This window comes from Pseudomonas sp. RA_105y_Pfl2_P56, from assembly GCF_963970845.1.
GTDB lineage: Bacteria > Pseudomonadota > Gammaproteobacteria > Pseudomonadales > Pseudomonadaceae > Aquipseudomonas > Aquipseudomonas baetica_A.
This window is the reverse complement of sequence record NZ_CAXAPL010000028.1, coordinates 1-18,048: the sequence shown is the minus strand read 5'-3', so window position 1 is coordinate 18,048 and position 18,048 is coordinate 1. Positions and strand designations below refer to the sequence as shown.

The window sequence follows — 18,048 nt, the reverse complement described above, 5'->3', positions numbered from 1 at the left end:
GATCTGAGTGTCGTCGCTGGATCGCCATCATCACTGTGAAAGGGCCCGAGGAGAAGACGTGGATTCCCGATTGAATGCTTTTCTTGAACGTGCCGAGTCTGTTCTGGCGCGGATCGAACCGTTGTTGCCGGTGCCTCGTCCTGTCATCGACTGGGGGACTTGCCTGGCTGCGCGCTGGCAGCGTGACGGACGCAGCGGTTTTCTGCTGCCGCTGGAGGTCAGCCTCGACATGCGGCTGTCCGACCTGATCGGTGTTGACCGTCAGCTTGAGCAACTGGGGCGCAACACCCGGCAATTCCTCGACGGCATGCCGGCCAACCACGCTTTGCTCTGGGGCTCGCGCGGCACCGGCAAATCCTCGCTGGTCCGGGCGTTGCTCGCCGAGCACGCCAAGGCCGGCCTGCGCCTGATCGAGATCGAGCGCGACCATCTGGCCGACTTGCCGCGCGTGGTCGAGCAGATTGCCAAACTGCCGCAACGTTTTGTGCTGTTCTGCGATGACTTGTCGTTCGAATCCGGTGAAGGTGATTACCGCATTCTCAAAAGCGTGCTTGACGGCTCGCTGGAGCAGGCGCCGGACAACGTCTTGCTGTACGCCACGTCCAATCGCCGTCACCTGGTGCCGGAGAAGGAAAGCGACAACGAAAACTGGACACGCGTCGACGGCGAACTGCACCCCAGTGAGGCGGTGGAGGACAAGATCGCGCTGTCGGATCGTTTCGGTCTGTGGCTGTCGTTTTATCCGTTTACCCAAGAACACTTCCTGAATGTTGTCGAACACTGGATCGGCCAGTTGGCCGCCAAGGCTGGCCTGAGCTGGCAGCGCGACGAAGCACTGGACATCCTTGCCGTGCGTTGGGCCACCGGCCGCGGCAATCGCAACGGACGTTGCGCGTACCAATTCGCCCGTTATTGGGTGGGACTGAAATTGTTGGAGCACAAGGCATGATTGATTTGCAACAAAGCGGCCAGGGCCTCGAAGGCTATGGCATGTTGGCCGCGCAACTGGAGTCGCTGCTGGCCGATGAGCGCGATTTTATCGCCAACGCTGCGCAGTTTCCGCGTTCCTGTTCAACCAGCTCGAGGATCTGAACTGGGCGGGTTTCTACCTCAATCGCCACGAAGAGTTGGTGCTCGGCCCGTTTCAGGGCCAGATCGCATGCGTGCGTATTGCGTTCGGGCGCGGTGTCTGCGGTGCAGCGGCGGCAACCTTGCAGACCCAGCGGGTTGAAGACGTTCACGCGTTTCCCGGTCATATCGCCTGCGACAGCGCCTCGAACAGTGAACTGGTCGTGCCGCTGGTCAAGGAGGGGCGCCTGATCGGTGTTCTTGACCTCGACAGCCCGAAGCTTGCGCGATTTGGCGCCACCGATCAGACGGGTATCGAGCAACTGGCGGCGATCTTCCTGCGCCTGACCGACTGCTGATCACGCGCCAAGGCCGGCCTTTTGCAACAGGCTGGCCGTATCCACTGAATCAATCTGGTGGGGGTCGAGAAAACGTTCGGCGTACTGCATGTACACGCCGTCGTTGATGAACAATCCAAACAACTGCGCATCGATGTGCGCCTCGCGGCACATGGTAGCCATGATCCCCAGAGCCTCGCTCAAGGACTTGGCTTTCTTGTAGGGACGATCGGCCGCAGTGAGTGCCTCGAAAATATCGGCGATCGCCATCATTCTTGCTGGCAGGCTCATCTCTTCGCGCTTAAGGCGTTTCGGGTAACCGGTGCCGTCCATTTTTTCATGATGGCCACCCGCGATTTCGGCAATGCTGTCGAGGTGGCCGGGGAAGGGCAGGTGACTGAGCATCATGATCGTCTGCACCATGTGGTGATTGATGATGTAGCGCTCTTCGCGGGTCAGGGTTCCGCGCACGATGCTCAGGTTGTACAGCTCGCCGCGATTGTATTTGTAGCGCGGTACATCCAGCTTGAAGCCCCACGGATTGTCGTCAGCAATCAACTCGTTTGCGTCGCGTTCAAGTAAATGTTCGGGTTTGTCCGCCAGCAACTTTTCGTGTGCTGGCAAACTCTGCACTGGTGTTTTCGCCTGACGCTTGTTTTCTTCCCATGACACGCCCAAACGGTCATCCAGCGTCCGCACCCATGTGCGTTGGGACAGATCATGCAGGCGCTGCAGATCCGCTTCGGCCATCGCTTCACTGCCCAGGTTGCAGCGGGCCACAAAGGCAAAGTCTTCGTCCAGTGCGTACAGGGTTGCATCGCGTCGTTCGGCCAGTGAGGTTTCGTCTCCACCCAGGGCCAGGGCCTGCCAGTAAATGATCCAGGCATCGCGCTTGAGCACTTCGAAACGGGTGCGGATTTCGTGGATGCGGTCGTTGAGGGTTTCCAGTTTGGTGGCCTTGTCGACCACGTATTCCGGCGTCGTGACCTTGCCGCAGTCGTGCAGCCACGCGGCAATGTGCAAGGCTTCCCATTCATCCTCGGTGGGTTGATAGGCCTTGAAGGCGGGCGCCTGGCTCGCCGCAGCGGCCTGGGCGAGCATCAGGGTCAGCTCTGGCACTCGTTGACAATGCCCGCCGGTATAGGGGCTCTTGGCGTCAATGGCCCCGGCGAGTAACTGAATGAATGCATCGAGCAGTTGTTTCTGTCTGGCTTGCAGGCGTTGGCTCTCGATACTCACAGCCGCTGCACCGGAGACTGCCTGCAGGAAGGCAATGCGGTCGGGCCGCAGTTTTTCGAGGTCGGCCGGGGTGCCGCTGTCGTTGATCAGCAGGATCAGCAGCCCGATGGTTTCGTTATGGCGGTTGTGCAGGCGGATGCCGATCAGATGGATGCGCGGCGAGGCCATTGCCAGCAAGACTTTCTGCAGATCCCCGGCCTGATCGACACCCATGTTGCTCACCACATTGTCGGTGCTGACCAATTGTTCAAACCATGCAGGGCCTTGGCTCTCGTGCAGGTCGTGCCCCTGAATATCGAACGCCTCCAACGCTTGAGGTGTGCCATTGATCACCAGCCCGTAAGGCTCCATGCGGCTGTCATCGTTTTCACGCAGATAGATCAGCCCTGCCTGAGCCTGGGCGATCTGCACCGTTTCGAACAGTACCCGTTGCAGCAGCGGTGCGAACCGGGTTTCGGCCCCCAGGGTGTCGGTTATCCGGAAGAAACTTGCCAGGGTATCTTTCATTCGGGCCATCGACACGCTCAATTGGTCGACTTCAAGTACCGGAGAGCGCCGGGCCAGTGGAAAGTTGAAATCGAAACTGCGGATCGCGTCCGCTTCCTTTACCAGCGCATGCAGCGGTTTGACCAGAATACGCGAGATCACCCAACCCAATGGCAGGCACAACAACAAGGTGCCCAGGGTGATCAACGCACCTTGCCAGCGCATGCGATAGGCATCGACCAACAGTTCGTCTTCCGGCACGAGCAACGCCAATTGCAAACCTTTCGGGCCGCCTTCCTGAATGCTGCTGCGCGCGACGATCCATTGCCGGCCGTTCGCTTCCAGTCGATTGCCCGTGTGTGCACCAGACAGCAGCGCATGGAGGCTGGGGCTCAAGTCGGCCGCCCTGGCCAGATGCGCGGTGCGGTCATCGACGATCAGGCGGCTGCTATCGGGATAAGCCACGGCATTGCCGTTGGCATCGAACAGGACAATTTCGGTGGAAGGCGTGACGACATGCTTGCTCAAGGTGGCAGACAGGGCGGCCAATGTCAGGTCGGCGCCAATCACCGCATTCTCGCCACTGCGTCGGGCCAGCGTGGTGCCGACATTGTGGGTGGAGAAAAACACATAGGGTTGGGTGGTGATCTGCTCGGTTTGCTGGCGGGCGTCGACGAACCAGGCGCGGCTGCGCGGATCGTAGGCGTCTTCGGTATTGTCCTGGCGGCTGATTGGCGTCAGGGCGAGGTCGAAGAACAGCGATTGCGAATGCATCTTGCCCTGCGGGTCATGCTCGATGCTCCAGACCTGATACGCCGCCGCTTCCGGTGCCTTGAGCAATGTCTTCAAGGCAGCGGTGCGTAGCGGGCGGACCATGAAAAAATCGCCATTGGCATAACCCAGATAGAGCGAGGCCAGGTTCGGGTTGTCCGTGAGCGACTGGCTGAACGGTCTGAGCAGCGGCAAGCGTTGATCAAGACGCATGGCCTGTGTGGCGGGATTGTCCGCCAGCAGGCTCAACAGGTGCCGGATTGGCTGATAGGTCGCGGACATGTCCAGGCGCACGTCCTGCTCGATCCTGTTGAACAGTTTTTCACTGCTCGACAGGATGATCTGTGTCGTCTGGCGATAATTGAACAGTCCCAGCACCACGCCCGTGAGCAACAGCAGAAACGTGAACATGACACTGATGTGCACGTGCAGCGGGAACCGGCGTTGTTGCGGGCGCAGTGGGCTGGGCATTTCCGGTTCTCCTTGATGGTTAACTCACTGCTCAGCGCCAAGCATAGTTAAGGCACGCTCATTGTGCCTTGATCGGACAATGCTAATTGTTGTTGCAAGGCTTGCTCCAGTTCGAGTATTGCCCGGTTGCTCGCCTCGCAACGGCGGGCGATCTCGTCCGTTGCCAATGCCTGTGCGCAGGCCTGTTCAAGGGCATCGCAGCATTCGATTACGCGTGTTGCCTGAGCGATGCGCGCGGCGCCTTTGATCTTGTGAGCGACCACGGCCAAGGCTCCGGGATTGTCTTGCGGCGACAACGCGAGCAGTTCCTGTCGGTCGAGACGGCTGCTTTTGAGCAGTTCAACCAGCAGCCGCCGAGCCTGTGCAGGATTGCCGCCGGTCAACATGTTCAGACTTTGCAGGTTGAATGCTGGCGAGGGTGAAACCGGGACGATGCCATCGAGCCACTGGCTGAGCAGACTCAGGCTCAGGGGTTTGAACAGGCAATCGTTCATGCCGGCCTGTTTGCAACGTTGTATTTCCTCGGGTTGTGCATTGGCGGTGAAACCCAGCACGGTGCAGGGTGGGCAGCGGCTCTGCAGCTCTTGCTGGCGAATGGCGCGGGTCAGTTCATAGCCATTCATCAAGGGCATGTTGCAGTCGACAATCACCAGATCGAACCGGCCATCCTTCCACACTTCAAGTCCGCAGCGACCGTTCTCGGCGATGCTGAAGTGATGACCGAGGAACTCCAGTTGCTGACACATCAACAAGCGGTTGGCAGGGTGATCGTCCACCACAAGTACGCGCAGGGGCGCCAGCGAAGTTTTGACAGGGGGTTCACTTCGGGCCGTACTCACCAGGGCCGGCAAGGTTTCCAGCGGCAAGGAAATGCATACCTGGGTGCCGATCCCGGGCTGGCTGCTCAATTGCAGTTGTCCGCCCATCATTTCGCACAGATTGCGACTGATGACCAGGCCCAGACCCGCGCCGCTTCTGGCCTGCTGATGGCTGTTCTGCGCCTGGGCAAAGGGTGCGAACAAACGCTGCTGATCCTCGGCACTGATACCGACGCCGCTGTCCTGTACGGTCAGTTGCATCAGCGCACGAGCCGGCACCTCCGTGCTCATGAGGTCAAGAGTGATCCTGATATGTCCGCGCTCGGTGAACTTGATGGCGTTGCTGATCAGGTTGGACAGCACTTGCTTGAAGCGCAGTGGGTCCAGCTGCACGTCGACCGCCAGATCCGGCGGATTGAAGATGATTTGCAGGGCGAGATTTTTCTGCCGGGCGAGGCCGTCGAAAATTCTGGCGACAGACGCCACCGTGTCGACCAGATTGACCCGTTCCGGACAAAGGCTCAGGCGTCCGGATTCGATCCGTGCGATGTCGAGAATGTCGCCGATCAAGCCCAACAGATCCTTGGCTGAATGGTAGGCAGTGTCGATCGATGAACGGTCCGGATGCTGTTGATCCATGCGTTTGAGCGTCAGCTCGAGCATACCGATCACAGCATTCATCGGTGTGCGGATCTCGTGACTCATGGTGGCAAGAAAAGTGCTCTTGGCACGGTTCGCCTCATCTGCCTGCTCTTTGGCGGTGCGCAACTCGTCGAACAGTTGGCGACGCTCGCTGATGTCGATCCAGCCACCGATGATGCCTTTCACTTCGCCGCTGGAGTCGCGATACGGGATGATCCAGTGATAGATCGTCAGCCGGCGGTTACCGATGTGCAGGGGACGATCCAGTAACTGGGGAATGCCTTCGTTCACTACACGCTGATAATCGGCTTGAAACGCCTGCGCTTCGAAGGCGTTGCTCAGAGTGCCTTGCATGACGCTTTTGCCGATAACATCCTCGCGTCTGGCATTGAATACTTCGAGGTAGCTGTCGTTGCAGCTTTGCAACAGACCTTTGCGGTCGCGAACGTAGATCGGGTGTGGTGTGCCGTTGACCAGTGAGCTCATGAACTCGAACTGGTCGCTCAAGGCTCGCTCGGCTGCCTGGCGCTGTTTGATCTGGTGTCGCATGTAGGCGTTCCAGGCCAGCAGGAGCAGCAGGACCAGGCAGGCTCCTGTGATCACTTGATAGAACAGGCGCTGATAGTTGCGCCAGATGTTCTGCGAGGCGCTGGAGTAACCGCGCCACCGGCCGTTGATCACGCCGAGTTCTTCGGGGGCAATGCTCAGCAACGCTTTGTTGATGATCGAACCCAGTTCCTTGTTGTCACGGGCAGTTGCCAGGGAGAACGCTGCCTGACCGGTGCCGATGGTGGTGGTGATTTGCAACGCGCGTTCGAAGATCCGCGAAGAAATGAAGTAGTTGGCGATCACCAATGAATTCACCGCGCCGTCAACGTGACCTTCGGCCAGTAGCGAGACGGCGCTGAATGTATCTTCTGTTTCGATCAACTGGATACGTGGGAACTCGCGTCGCAAATACTCGACCATCGGATTGCCTTGGGCAATCGCCAGTCGCTTGTCTTTGAGCTGACCCAGATTGGTCGGGCTGTCAGCGCTTTTGCGAGTCAGCAAGACGTAAGAGTTTTCCAGATAGGGCCGACTGAAGTTCAGGGTTTTTTCCCTCTCGGCAGTTGGCAGCAGTGCAGCTATGAGATCGGCCTTATGGCTGTCGATCTGTTTGATCATCTGTGCGTCGTTACGGCTGCGATGGATCTCGAAGCGCAAGCCGGTGCGCAGGCGGATCAGTTCGAGAAGGTCTGCGCTGATTCCTCGAAAATTGCCGTCGCCGTCGAAGAAGGTCAGCGGCGCGTATGCTTCATTCACCACCACACTCACCACGGGATGCTGTTTGAGCCATGTTTCTTCGCGTCTGGTCAATTGCAGCTTCTGATCGGTGAGGAGCAGGTCGCTGCCGGCGCTCCAGCGTTTGGCGATGTTGTCCCGTTCGCTGCGTGGAACCGCTTTGAGCACGGCGTCGATGATGCCCAGCAATTGCGGATTGTTACGCCGTACGGCGAAGCTGAATCCGAGGGCTTCCTGCTTGCCGAAATTAGCCATGCGGACGTTGTTCAGGTGGCCCTTGTTGATCATGTAATGGGTGGAAAGCGTGTCACCGATAAATACATCGGCCTGATCGAATGCGACGGCGTTGATCGCGTTTTGATAGGAGGGATAACAGGTAATGAGCGCTTTGGGATAAAGCATCTTGACGTCAGGGGGCGGCAGGTAGTGATACACCATGCTCAGTCGCAGGCCTGCCAGGCCTTCGGTCAGGGAGCGGTTTTCGTCTTCGCGGGTAACGAGCACTGGCTGATCAATTGCGTACGGTTCGGATAGCGCGATGTCGGCATTACTGGCTTCGAACCCGTTCGCCGTACCCAGCAGGTCAACCTGGCCGTCGATGAGCGCGTGAATCGCGGCCTCTCGGGAGGGAAAGCGTTTGACCCGGATCGGCAAACCGATGGTTTGACTGAGAAGCCCTGCATAGTCGGCGGTCAGCCCCTCGTAATCGCGACCGCTGGCGGTCATGTCGAAGGGGGGGTAATCGGGGGCAGAGGTGCCCAGTATCAGCTCGCTACGGGTTTGCAGCCACTGTCGTTGAGACTGTTCGAGTGCCACTGGCACCGATTCGCTCGCCGAGCGGCTGAGCAAGTTATAGTCCGGTGAATCAAAAGGCATGGCGAACACATTGCTGCTCAAGAACAGACCGGCACTCAACGCAATTAAATAGTCTTTTAAACGACTGGGCATGCTGGCTCTCACACGAGTGCGTTACGTTTGGCCATCTCGATAAGCTCTACAAGGGATTTGGCTTTGAGTTTCTGCATAAGGCGTTTTTTGTAGGTGCTGACGGTTTTATTGCTGAGAAACATGCCTTTGGCTATTTCCTTGTTGGTGCGCCCTTGGGCAAACAGTTGCAATACCATCAACTCGCGATCGTTGACGGACTTGAAGAGTTCCAGTTCTGTATAACGAATATCGTCGCTGCGAACCGGGTTCAACGCTTGGCTGGGGAAATAGTTGTAACCGGAAAGTACCGCCTTTATAGCACTCACCAACTCGCTCAGGTCTTCCTGTTTACATACATAGCCCGACGCACCGGATTGCATGCAGCGAATTCCGAATAAAGTCGGGCATTGCGCGGTCAGTACCAGGGTTTTCAACGGAGAACTCATGGCGTTGAATCGCGCCAGTACCTCCAGGCCGTCGAGTTTTGGGATGCTGATGTCGAGAATGATCAGGTCGGGCATGCACTCTCGCACCATCTGCATGGCATCGACCCCATTATCGGTCTCTCCGACAACCTTATAACCTTCATGTTCCAGCAGCATGCGAACGGCGAGACGGATGACCGGGTGATCGTCGACAATAAAAACGGAGTTCATAATCAAATCCCATACAAGCACCAATAAAGCGCGCACCTTAGCCCAGATAGATGAAGGCTCGCATGAACTGACTTGGCTTCAGTCGCGATATCGGATTATTCCTACAATTAATGAGGAAAGGTACTACGGTCGAACTAGGTTTGGCGTAAGGATGTACAGGGAATGCAGTGGCTTATAGTTCGGCTTGAATGTTTTACAAGTGTTGGTTGTTAATGGTTTTTTATAGGTGTTTAAGTGTGCTGGTTCGTCGCTTGTTTGTTTTTGTTTGTTTTGCCGTTACGTCGCGCCATAAAACTGCTGAGTGTGCCCGTGTCATAAGGGATTGAGCAGAGAAAGTGATTGCCCGACATTCGGTCGGCTAAATGCCGACCGAATGAGGCTGAATCAGCGACTGGAGCGACCGGTCATTTCCAGCGCCATGTCGCTGGCGTAGCTGTCGGTCATGCCGGCAATGAAATCGATCATGCGTAAAAATGACGTGTGCAACGAACCTTGCGGATCCGGTGCGTTATTGCCCAGCAAATCGAGAATACGTCGACTCTTGAACGACGGTGTGCGCCCGTTGTGTTGTTCCAGTGCGGCGCCGCAGAACGAGTTGAGCAGAATCTCCAGCGTCGTGTAGGCGCCGATTTCGTGCAGGGTTTTGCGTTTGTCCTGAAAGATCTTCTTGCGGGCAATGTCCTTGGCGTTCAATACACAGCGCTTGGTCGGGCCGTGCATGTGCTCGACCAGATCGCCGTGCAACGTGCCGGCGAGCAGTGCGTCCTGTTGCTCGACAAAGGCCCGCGCCGCCGCGTTGGTCAAATGCTCGATGGCCTTGCCACGCAGGATTGCCAGTTTGCGTCGACGCGAATCCTGCGGGCCAAGCTGACGATAGGTTTCCGGCAGATCATCACCCACCAGTCCGAGCAGCAGCGATTCGACTTCGGCGTATTCCAGCAACTCCATCTCAAGACCGTCCTCGAGGTCGATCAGGGCATAGCAGATGTCGTCGGCGGCTTCCATCAGGTACACCAACGGATGGCGCGCCCAGCGCTGGTCTTCCAGTTGCGGCAGTCCGAGCTTTTGAGCGATCTGTTCGAGCAGCGGCAACTCGCTCTGATAGCAACCGAATTTGTGTTTTTTGTATCCCAGGGAGTCAGCGTGACGGGCTGTCCACGGGTATTTCAGATACGTGCCAAGCGTGGCGTAGGTCAGGCGGGTGCCGCCGTCGAACTGATGGTACTCAAGCTGCGTGAGCACCCGGAAACCCTGGGCATTGCCTTCGAAATTGAGGAAATCGGCGCGTTCGGCTTCACTCATGCCATCAAGCCAGCCACGCCCGGCCGCCTGTTGAAACCAGTGGCGAATGGCATCTTCACCTGAATGGCCGAATGGCGGGTTGCCGATGTCGTGAGCCAGACAAGCCGATTGCACGACCATCCCCAGGTCGGCGGGATCACACCAATCGGGAAGGGCATTGCGCAGGGTTTCTCCGACGCGCATGCCCAACGAGCGGCCGACGCAACTGACTTCCAGTGAATGGGTCAGGCGCGTGTGGATGTGATCGTTGCTCGACACCGGATGCACTTGGGTCTTGCGACCCAGGCGGCGGAAGGCGCCGGAGAAAATGATGCGGTCATGGTCTTTATGGAAAGGGCTGCGGCCGAGCTCTTGCGGGCTGTGCAGGGGCTTTCCGAGGCGTTCGCGGTTGAGCAGGGTGTGCCAATCCAAGGCTGATTCTCTCCGTCTGGTGACTGAATTGCCCTAGCTTCCCGGTTCACGGCGGCACCTGCAAGCGGAACTACAGCCCCGCCGCATCGATGTCGATCAACAGCAACCGTTCGCCGTTGTCGAAAAACTGTCCGGCCGTCAGGCAATACTGGTTGCTGGTAGCGTCGCGGTAGGTGTTGGAGAGGGTCAGGCGCCGCTCCTCCCAGCCTTCGGCGAGTAAATGGTAGAAGTACGGGCGCCATGACCAGTTGTGCCCCAGATACCGGTTATCAGCGACCCAGCCGTTGTTGCGCCATTCCAGATTGGGGGTCAGTTGCGTGCCATGACGGTCGCATTGATAAAACCGCAGCAGCCATGGGAAGGCTTCCAGTTGTGGCAATGCACTGAGTGGCGCGTGAGCCTGAGCCCAGTGTTGCAGGATTGCCATCAATTCACTGAGTTGCTTGCGCATCTGCATCAACCGTGCGCGTTCGGCGAGTTTCTGATGAACGTACCGCTGGCGTAGCTCGGCAAAACGCTGCACAAAAGCGTCTGTCGGATAGAAGGCTTCCTGGGCCCGGGCGAACAGAAAACCCTGCACGTAACGGGAACCGCACTCAAGGGCGAAATTCAGTTGGGCTTCGGTCTCGACACCTTCGGCGATGATCCAGCAGCCGGTTTTCTCGGCCATTTGTGCAAGCGCTTTCACCACATCACTGCTCGGGCCGCCTAGGGCGGCGGCCTGAAATAAACGCATGTCGAGTTTGAGGATATCCGGTTGCAACGCCAGTACTCGATCAAGTTGCGAATAACCGGCGCCAAAGTCATCGATGGCAATCCGCGCACCGGCCTGGCGATAACGCGCGACCACTTCGGCAAGGCGCTCACCATTGCCCCCCAATTCGGTGATTTCGAACACGATACGTTGCGGATCAACATCATGTCGTGTCAGTTGTTTAAGGCTGGGTAGCGCTTGATCGGAGCGCAGTCGACTGATCCAGCGCGGCGACATGTTCAGGCTGAGAAACCAGTCAGCCGGAGCTTCATGCAAGCGACTCAGGGCGTTGTCACGAATCTGCCGATCAAGGCGGCGCAGTGCGATGGCAGGCGTGCGGCTGTCGGCGAACAATGGCCCGACCGAGGTCAGTTGACCGTCAGCCTGACGCAGGCGTCCTAACGCTTCGACGCCTGCTATGCGTCCGGTGGCCGTGTCGATGAAAGGCTGAAAGCAGGCGAGCGGTTGCCCGTCGATCACGGGGCCTCCTTAGTCGTTCTTGTTCTGGCTGAACCCCGTCGACCGGGTAGGCGCGAGAGGATTGAACCTCCGGATACAGGAGGTTCATCTCGCGGCTATTGCAAGAATGTAGCCAGATGCGTTCGTTCAGCGTTTGCCAGAACCCTGCATGACCAGTTTGATCAGCGGCCCAAGGCTGGTGCCCAGACGAATCAATCGGGTCAGCCCCCCGACGCCGCCGCTTTTCGCGCCTTTGCCGGTAATAAAGCCCAGCAGTGTGACAGCCGCCACGCCCCACAGCGGCGCGTGCTTGATGCCCAAGCCACCCTGCAGGTTTTGTGTCATGCCGCGCATCCGCTGCAGGGGCTGCATCACCTGACCCGCTTCATGGCGGATTTCCTGCCGGTGCATTTCCATGCGAAGGCGGATAAGCGCTTTGCGCATTTCCCGGCGTGAGCTGTTCTGTGGAAGTTCATGCAGGCTCATGGCAGCAGGCGCTCCCGGTCATTGGCCAGCTCTTCGAGCGTGCCGTGGAAGGGCGAGGATTCATCGAAGATCGCAGCCTTGAGGCGCAACCCACAGAAGATCGCCGCCAGGGTGTAGAACACGCACAGGCCGATGATCGCCGGGAGACGGTAGGTGTCCCAGAACACAATCAACACCAATGTCGACAAACCGACCAGCAACAGCAGGGCAAACACCAACGCCAGGCCTGCAAAGAGCAACAGGCTGACGGTGCGTGCTTTCTGCTCTTGCAATTCGATGCCGAACAGCTCGACATGACTGTGCAACAAGCCAAGGACGGCAGCGCCCAAACGCCGCGTGGAGGAGGCGGTGCCCGCAGTCGGGCCGGATTCACCGATCGACATGATCAGCGCCGAGTGGCCAGCAGGCCGATCAGGAAGCCGACGCCTGCCGCGATACCAACGGACTGCCAAGGGTTGGCCGACACGTAATCTTCGGTGGCAGTGACAGCGGCCTGACCACGATCACGCAGAGTGTCTTCGGTCAGTTTCAGGGTTTCCCTTGCACGCAGCAGACTGTCGTGGATCTGATCTCGCAGTTCATCGGCCTGATCGCCTGCCAGACTGGCGGTGTGCTCGAGCAAACGTTCGGTGTCGGCGACTAATGTCTGGAAGTCGTTGATCAGGATTTCTTGAGCAGTCTTTGCCTTGATGCTGGCCATGGTGGATCTCCGTAGGTGGCGTCTGAATCGTTCGAGTATGAGCCTTGCGCGAAGGTTCAGTACAAATGACTGGTACAACTTTTGCTGTGTCGTGGTGCGTCGCCCGGCTGTCGTGCGCGGTTGCTGGGCACGCAAGCAGGAAAACCTTAACTCAAACAATCCATGTTCGTGTCAGGACATCGACCTCGTGCGCCAAAGTGGTTCATCGGCCCCTGGGGTACATGACAGTTTGGTCGCAACTTGGTGCATGAAATGCCCGCACGAACTGCTTTGGTGCCTTTTTAAGCCCTCAGGTCTGCCTCTTTATGGAAAATCTGCAAAGCGCTGTGGACACGCTGGTTCACAGCTCCAATACGTTGTTCATTCTGATCGGTGCGGTGATGGTGCTGGCAATGCACGCCGGTTTCGCTTTTCTGGAGGTCGGTACGGTCCGCCAGAAAAACCAGGTCAACGCATTGTCGAAAATTCTCAGCGATTTCGCCGTCTCGACCCTGGCCTATTTCTTTATAGGTTATTGGATTTCCTACGGCGTGACCTTCATGCAACCGGCGGCGGTGTTGAGCGCCGATCATGGTTATGGGCTGGTGAAGTTTTTCTTCCTGCTGACTTTTGCGGCGGCGATCCCGGCAATCATTTCCGGCGGCATTGCCGAGCGAGCACGCTTTGTTCCGCAATTGTGCGCTACGGCGCTGATCGTGGCGTTCATCTATCCGTTTTTCGAGGGCATGGTCTGGAACGGCAACTATGGCCTGCAAGCCTGGCTGACGGCGCGGTTCGGTGCGGCGTTCCATGACTTTGCCGGTTCTGTGGTGGTACATGCCATGGGCGGCTGGCTGGCAATGGCGGCGGTGTTGCTGCTCGGCCCGCGTAATGGGCGTTATCGCGAAGGACGTCTGGTGGCCTTCGCGCCATCGAGCATCCCGTTTCTGGCCTTGGGCTCGTGGATCCTGATTGTTGGCTGGTTCGGCTTTAACGTGATGAGCGCGCAAACGCTGCAAGGGGTCAGTGGTCTGGTGGCTGTCAATTCGTTGATGGCGATGGTCGGTGGCACCATGACGGCATTGATCGTCGGACGCAATGACCCGGGTTTTCTGCATAACGGCCCGTTGGCCGGGTTGGTGGCGATCTGCGCAGGCTCTGATCTGATGCATCCGGTCGGTGCGCTGATAACCGGGGCCATTGCCGGTGCACTGTTTGTCTGGTGCTTTACCGCTGCGCAGGTCAAATGGCGCATCGACGATGTGTTGGGAGTGTGGCCATTGCACGGTTTGTGCGGCGTCTGGGGTGGGATTGCCTGCGGGATTTTCGGCCAGACAGCGCTCGGCGGTCTCGGTGGCGTGAGTCTGATCAGCCAATTGATTGGCTCGGCGCTCGGCGTTGCGGTGGCGCTGATCGGTGGTTTCGCCGTGTACGGTGTGATCAAGGCGTTGCATGGGCTGCGCCTGAGTCAGGAACAAGAGTATTACGGCGCCGACCTGTCATTGCACAAGATCGGCGCGGTGAGTCAGGACTAAGTTTCCTCATGGTCGGCACCGGGGTAAAAACCGTGCAGCAGGCGATAGCGATCAATGCGTACCAGATCGACTTTTTCCTGTACCTGATGCGCCGGCAAACCGAGCATGATCAAGGCGTGCGAGGCCAGCATCAGGCTCGATTCCAACAGTTCCGGCACCACTTCGGTGGCGCCGGCGGCTTTCAATTCGGCCCATTGACTGTCGTCGCGGGTGCGCACCAGAATCGGTACATGTGCGTTGAGCCGGCGGGCTTCCTTGAGGATGCGCAGGGCGACATCGCTCTGATCCACCGCAATCACCAGCAGCCTTGCGCGAAGCAGGCCGACGGCAGTCAGGAGATCTGCGCGTGAGCAATCGCCATAATGCACGTCACTTTCTCCGGATGCGGCTTCCTGTACCCGCACCGGGTCGTTATCCAGAGCAATGTAGGGTTGCTTCGCATTGCACATGAAGCGGCCGATCGATTGGCCGACGCGGCCGTATCCACAAATAACCACATGCTTGTCGAGTTCGGCGTTGAGCGCGCTGATCTCCTCGATCTGTGCTTCCTGGTTGGGTTTGCGATGCAGGGCCGCAGCGATGCGTGGAGCGGCCCGCAGCAACAATGGTGTCAGTAGCATCGAGCAGAAGGTTGCCGCGAGCAGCAGCGCCCCCAATTCGTCGGGCATCATGCTGTTTTGTTGCATCTGCGCCATCAGCGCGAAACAGAATTCGCCGCCCTGTGCCAGGGCCAGACCGCTGCGCCAGGCGGTTTCACTGTCACTGCCGCGCCACTTCACCAGAAGCGCCACAACTATGCCTTTGATGACCATCAATCCGAGTGTGAGGCCGAGAATCAACAGGCTGTGGCTGACGAACAATTGCAGATCGATCAGCATGCCGATGCTGACGAAAAATACCCCGAGCAGAATGTCGCGGAAGGGCCGGATATCGGCCTCGATCTGATGCCGATAGTGGCTTTCACCCAGCAGCATGCCGGCGAGGAAGGCGCCAAGTGCAGGGGACAGACCCAGCAGATGAGTCAGCCATGCAGTCAGTAGCACAATTACCAGCGCCAACAGCACAAACAACTCTGCAGAGCGCGAAGCGGCCACTTCTTGGAACAGCCGAGGCAGCAACCAGCGACTGGCGAACAGCAGGCCGACAAACAGCACCCCGGTTTTCGCCAGGGTCAGCGGCAATGCCCAATACCATGCTTGATCGCTGCTGCCGGCGAACACCGGCACCAGCGTCAGCAGCAAAACGGCGACAACGTCCTGAAACAGCAATACGCCGACTGCATTCTGGCCGTGGCTGCTGAATACCTCGCCGAGGCTGCCCAGCTCTTTGGTCACGATCGCCGTGGACGACAATGACAGTCCGGCGCCGAGCAACAGCGCTGGAGTCATCGGCATGCCCAGCAGCATCAGCAGCAGCCCCAGCAGCGCTGCGCTGATAAGCACCTGCTGGCTGCCCAGGCGAAACACCACCTGGCGCAACGCGATCATCTTCGACAGGGAAAACTCCAGGCCCAGCGAAAACAGCAGAAACACGACGCCCAGTTCGGCCACGTCTGGCAGGTGTTCACTCTCGTTGACCCAGTCGAATGCGCTCGGCCCGACCAGCAGCCCCACGCACAGGTAACCCAGCACCGGCGGTAGCCGCAGACGACGGAACAGGGCAATCACCACGAGGGACGAGGCGAGGATGATCAGCAGGTTGGCAAACACTAGGCACTCCGATGTCAGGCTCTGGCTTCTCAAGCGTAGAGGCAAAAAGAGCGGAAGCATCGCGTAATTGGTTATTGCGTGAACTGATATGAGTCAGGGTTTTGCGAGGGAAACGCCAAAGAGGCGCTGAAGCCTTTGGGCGGTGGTGGCTCGACGGGTTTCCAGGGGAGGCCTAGAATAAATTCATTAAATTTTGGTTGAGCAACCATGCCTCCTGAATGTCAGTTGTTCGGCACCCTGGGGTGTCATTTGTGTGAAGTCGCTGAAGCCCAATTGATGCCTTTTGTCGAGCACGGCCTGCTTGTCGAACTGGTGGATATCGCTGAGGACGAGCGCTGGTTTGAGGCCTATAGCCTGCGGATTCCGGTGCTGCGCCGAGTCGACACCGGTGCGGAACTGGGCTGGCCGTTCAGTGCCGATGAGGTCGCGGCGTTCCTTGGTTGAGGAGCTTTACCGGATTATCCCGCTGGTCGCCGATGCGAATCCATCCCTTGGCACTTCACGGTTTATTCGGTTACTGTATGGGCATACAGTAATTGGGTCAGAGGGACGAACCGTGGTCAATGTCGAACAGTTGAAGAACAGCGTGAACCGGATGTCGGTTGACGTGGTGCGCGAGGCCGTTCTCGAATTGCGCCTTGACGGACTGGTCACGGAAGGCAAGACGCCATTCAACAAATTGCATTTCAACACGTGTTTTGCCGAGATCGAAGCCCTGTTTCAGCGCGCCGGTTACCACAAGCAATTGGATGTGGTTGGCTATCAGGGTTTGCTCTATGCCTTGTATGACCCGGGTCGCTGGGAGGCTGTCGATGTGTTGCGCTGGCTCAAGGAGTTCACCGAGGCGGCGGCACTCAAGTCGATTCCCGCCTGAGGATTCTGCGCTAGGTTCGCTTCTCTCATTGCGGGATAATGCCAGCCTGCATTGAGGGTCCGAATTTTCGTATGTCCACATCAACATTCTCTGCTGCGCAAAATCAGGCCAGCACGCTTTATCTGCCACCCGGTAAGTGGCCGACCGTACTCGATTGTCTGTGCGAGCACTTCAGTGCCATTGGTCGCGAGCAATGGCTGGACCGAATCGCCCGGGGGCGGGTACTCGATGGTCAGGGGCAGCCAATAGCGGTGGACCTGCCCTACAAGGAAGGCTTGCGGATTCACTACTTTCGCGAGGTGCCGGACGAAAAGCCGATCCCGGTGGTCGAGTCGATTCTCTATGCCGATGAGCACTTGGTGGTGGCTGACAAACCTCACTTCCTGCCTGTCACGCCGGCCGGCGAGTATGTCGAGCAGACCTTGCTGCGCCGGCTGATCCGGCGTCTGGATAATCCCCATCTGGTGCCATTGCACCGTATCGACCGGCATACGGCGGGGCTGGTGATTTTTTCTGCCAATCCACAAACCCGCTCGGCGTATCAGTCGCTATTTCCGACGCGGCAGATCGACAAACGCTACGAAGCCATTGCCCCTGCCTTGCCCGAACTGAGCTTCCCGTTGGTGCATAAGAGCCGCCTGATCGAGGGGGAACCGTTTTTCCGCATGCAGGAGGGGCCGGGAGTCAGTAACACTGAAACGGCTGTCGAGGTTCGGGAGAAGAATGGCAATCTCTGGCGCTACGGCCTGTATCCAGTGACCGGCAAGAAGCATCAACTGCGTGTCCACATGACCGCGCTGGGGGCAAGTATCTGCAACGATCCGTTTTACCCGGATGCGCTGAAAGACGTTGAGGACGACTATGCCAATCCGCTGAAACTCTTGGCGCAAGGACTTCGTTTTATCGACCCGGTAACAGGTGAGGAGCGCGAGTTCGAGAGTCGTATCACCCTGCAATGGTGACGCCGTGCGCACTTTTTGAGTGTGTCTAGTCCTGAAATAGGTTTACACCGATCTCACCCTAACGCCCGATGCACTGCATCGGGCGTTTTGTATTTTAAGGACAGGTGCGGGCGCTCTTGGTTGTAGATCAAGACCGCTTCCCGCACCATCTGCTCCGCTTGCTTCAGGTCGGTCGGC

General features: G+C 58.2%; 15 protein-coding genes and 1 pseudogene. 6 read left to right on the top strand and 10 right to left on the bottom strand.

All coding sequences use genetic code 11. The features are described 5' to 3' along the window. Positions 1–58: 58 nt before the first annotated feature. Both AACY11_RS18875 and AACY11_RS18870 read left to right on the top strand, forming a co-directional pair. Positions 59–949 (top strand): ATP-binding protein, encoded by an 891-nt coding sequence (locus AACY11_RS18875; RefSeq protein WP_339431206.1) that lies wholly within the window; start codon positions 59–61, stop codon positions 947–949. Then, positions 946–1,427 (top strand): annotated as a pseudogene (locus AACY11_RS18870) (GAF domain-containing protein). The gene AACY11_RS18875 and the pseudogene AACY11_RS18870 overlap by 4 nt, the downstream one beginning before the upstream one ends. Here the strand turns inward: AACY11_RS18870 and AACY11_RS18865 are convergent. The 8 genes from AACY11_RS18865 to AACY11_RS18830 form a co-directional block, all read right to left on the bottom strand. Beyond that, positions 1,428–4,373: an HD domain-containing phosphohydrolase gene (locus AACY11_RS18865; RefSeq protein WP_339431208.1), complete on the bottom strand. Its 2,946-nt coding sequence runs from the start codon at positions 4,371–4,373 to the stop codon at positions 1,428–1,430. It lies immediately after the preceding pseudogene. A gap of 47 nt (positions 4,374–4,420) precedes the next feature. Next, a complete protein-coding gene (locus AACY11_RS18860; RefSeq protein WP_339495503.1) occupies positions 4,421–8,065 on the bottom strand; it encodes a transporter substrate-binding domain-containing protein in 3,645 nt (1,214 codons plus the stop codon). A gap of 8 nt (positions 8,066–8,073) precedes the next feature. Then, on the bottom strand, positions 8,074–8,700 hold the full coding sequence (locus tag AACY11_RS18855) for a response regulator transcription factor (protein ID WP_103304761.1): 627 nt from the start codon (positions 8,698–8,700) through the stop codon (positions 8,074–8,076). Positions 8,701–9,084: 384 nt separating this feature from the next. Continuing rightward, on the bottom strand, positions 9,085–10,413 hold the full coding sequence (locus AACY11_RS18850; protein ID WP_339464796.1) for a deoxyguanosinetriphosphate triphosphohydrolase: 1,329 nt from the start codon (positions 10,411–10,413) through the stop codon (positions 9,085–9,087). 70 nt (positions 10,414–10,483) lie between these two features. Next, positions 10,484–11,647, bottom strand: a complete 1,164-nt coding sequence (locus AACY11_RS18845) for an EAL domain-containing protein (RefSeq protein WP_339431212.1) — start codon at positions 11,645–11,647, stop codon at positions 10,484–10,486. 126 nt (positions 11,648–11,773) lie between these two features. After that, a complete protein-coding gene (locus AACY11_RS18840; protein ID WP_339431213.1) occupies positions 11,774–12,112 on the bottom strand; it encodes a hypothetical protein in 339 nt (112 codons plus the stop codon). After that, entirely contained in the window at positions 12,109–12,495 is a 387-nt protein-coding gene (locus AACY11_RS18835; RefSeq protein ID WP_221729181.1) for a phage holin family protein, read from the bottom strand. Before AACY11_RS18835 ends, AACY11_RS18840 begins: the two co-directional genes overlap by 4 nt. A gap of 2 nt (positions 12,496–12,497) precedes the next feature. Beyond that, on the bottom strand, positions 12,498–12,812 hold the full coding sequence (locus tag AACY11_RS18830) for a DUF883 family protein (protein WP_339431214.1): 315 nt from the start codon (positions 12,810–12,812) through the stop codon (positions 12,498–12,500). Between the two features lie 305 nt (positions 12,813–13,117). Between AACY11_RS18830 and AACY11_RS18825 the strand changes: the two genes are divergently transcribed. Continuing rightward, positions 13,118–14,326, top strand: a complete 1,209-nt coding sequence (locus tag AACY11_RS18825; protein WP_339464793.1) for an ammonium transporter — start codon at positions 13,118–13,120, stop codon at positions 14,324–14,326. On the opposite strand, the gene AACY11_RS18820 is transcribed toward AACY11_RS18825, so the two are convergent. Then, complete coding sequence (locus tag AACY11_RS18820; protein ID WP_339495502.1) at positions 14,323–16,035, bottom strand: cation:proton antiporter; 1,713 nt, start codon at positions 16,033–16,035, stop codon at positions 14,323–14,325. The genes AACY11_RS18825 and AACY11_RS18820 overlap by 4 nt on opposite strands. 207 nt (positions 16,036–16,242) lie before the next feature. Between AACY11_RS18820 and AACY11_RS18815 the strand changes: the two genes are divergently transcribed. From AACY11_RS18815 to AACY11_RS18805, 3 genes are all read left to right on the top strand, one after another. After that, the gene (locus tag AACY11_RS18815; RefSeq protein ID WP_339431217.1) at positions 16,243–16,479 is read left to right on the top strand and encodes a glutaredoxin family protein; all 237 of its coding nucleotides are present in this window, start codon (positions 16,243–16,245) and stop codon (positions 16,477–16,479) included. Between the two features lie 112 nt (positions 16,480–16,591). Continuing rightward, positions 16,592–16,909, top strand: coding sequence for a transcriptional regulator (locus AACY11_RS18810; protein WP_003226726.1), 318 nt, complete (start codon positions 16,592–16,594; stop codon positions 16,907–16,909). Between the two features lie 71 nt (positions 16,910–16,980). Further along, a complete protein-coding gene (locus AACY11_RS18805; protein ID WP_339431218.1) occupies positions 16,981–17,871 on the top strand; it encodes a pseudouridine synthase in 891 nt (296 codons plus the stop codon). A 53-nt stretch (positions 17,872–17,924) separates the two neighbouring features. On the opposite strand, the gene AACY11_RS18800 is transcribed toward AACY11_RS18805, so the two are convergent. Continuing rightward, positions 17,925–18,048, bottom strand: a 124-nt coding sequence (locus AACY11_RS18800; RefSeq protein ID WP_445261975.1) for an integrase core domain-containing protein, incomplete at its 5' end; no start/stop codon positions are given.

Coding starts and splice junctions, on each gene's coding strand:
- AACY11_RS18835 (WP_221729181.1), bottom strand. CDS start 12,495: ATGTCGATCGGTGAATCCGGCCCGACTGCGGGCACCGCCTCCTCCACG.
- AACY11_RS18840 (WP_339431213.1), bottom strand. CDS start 12,112: ATGAGCCTGCATGAACTTCCACAGAACAGCTCACGCCGGGAAATGCGC.
- AACY11_RS18805 (WP_339431218.1), top strand. CDS start 16,981: ATGTCCACATCAACATTCTCTGCTGCGCAAAATCAGGCCAGCACGCTT.
- AACY11_RS18855 (WP_103304761.1), bottom strand. CDS start 8,700: ATGAACTCCGTTTTTATTGTCGACGATCACCCGGTCATCCGTCTCGCC.
- AACY11_RS18825 (WP_339464793.1), top strand. CDS start 13,118: ATGGAAAATCTGCAAAGCGCTGTGGACACGCTGGTTCACAGCTCCAAT.
- AACY11_RS18865 (WP_339431208.1), bottom strand. CDS start 4,373: ATGCCCAGCCCACTGCGCCCGCAACAACGCCGGTTCCCGCTGCACGTG.
- AACY11_RS18860 (WP_339495503.1), bottom strand. CDS start 8,065: ATGCCCAGTCGTTTAAAAGACTATTTAATTGCGTTGAGTGCCGGTCTG.
- AACY11_RS18815 (WP_339431217.1), top strand. CDS start 16,243: ATGCCTCCTGAATGTCAGTTGTTCGGCACCCTGGGGTGTCATTTGTGT.
- AACY11_RS18830 (WP_339431214.1), bottom strand. CDS start 12,812: ATGGCCAGCATCAAGGCAAAGACTGCTCAAGAAATCCTGATCAACGAC.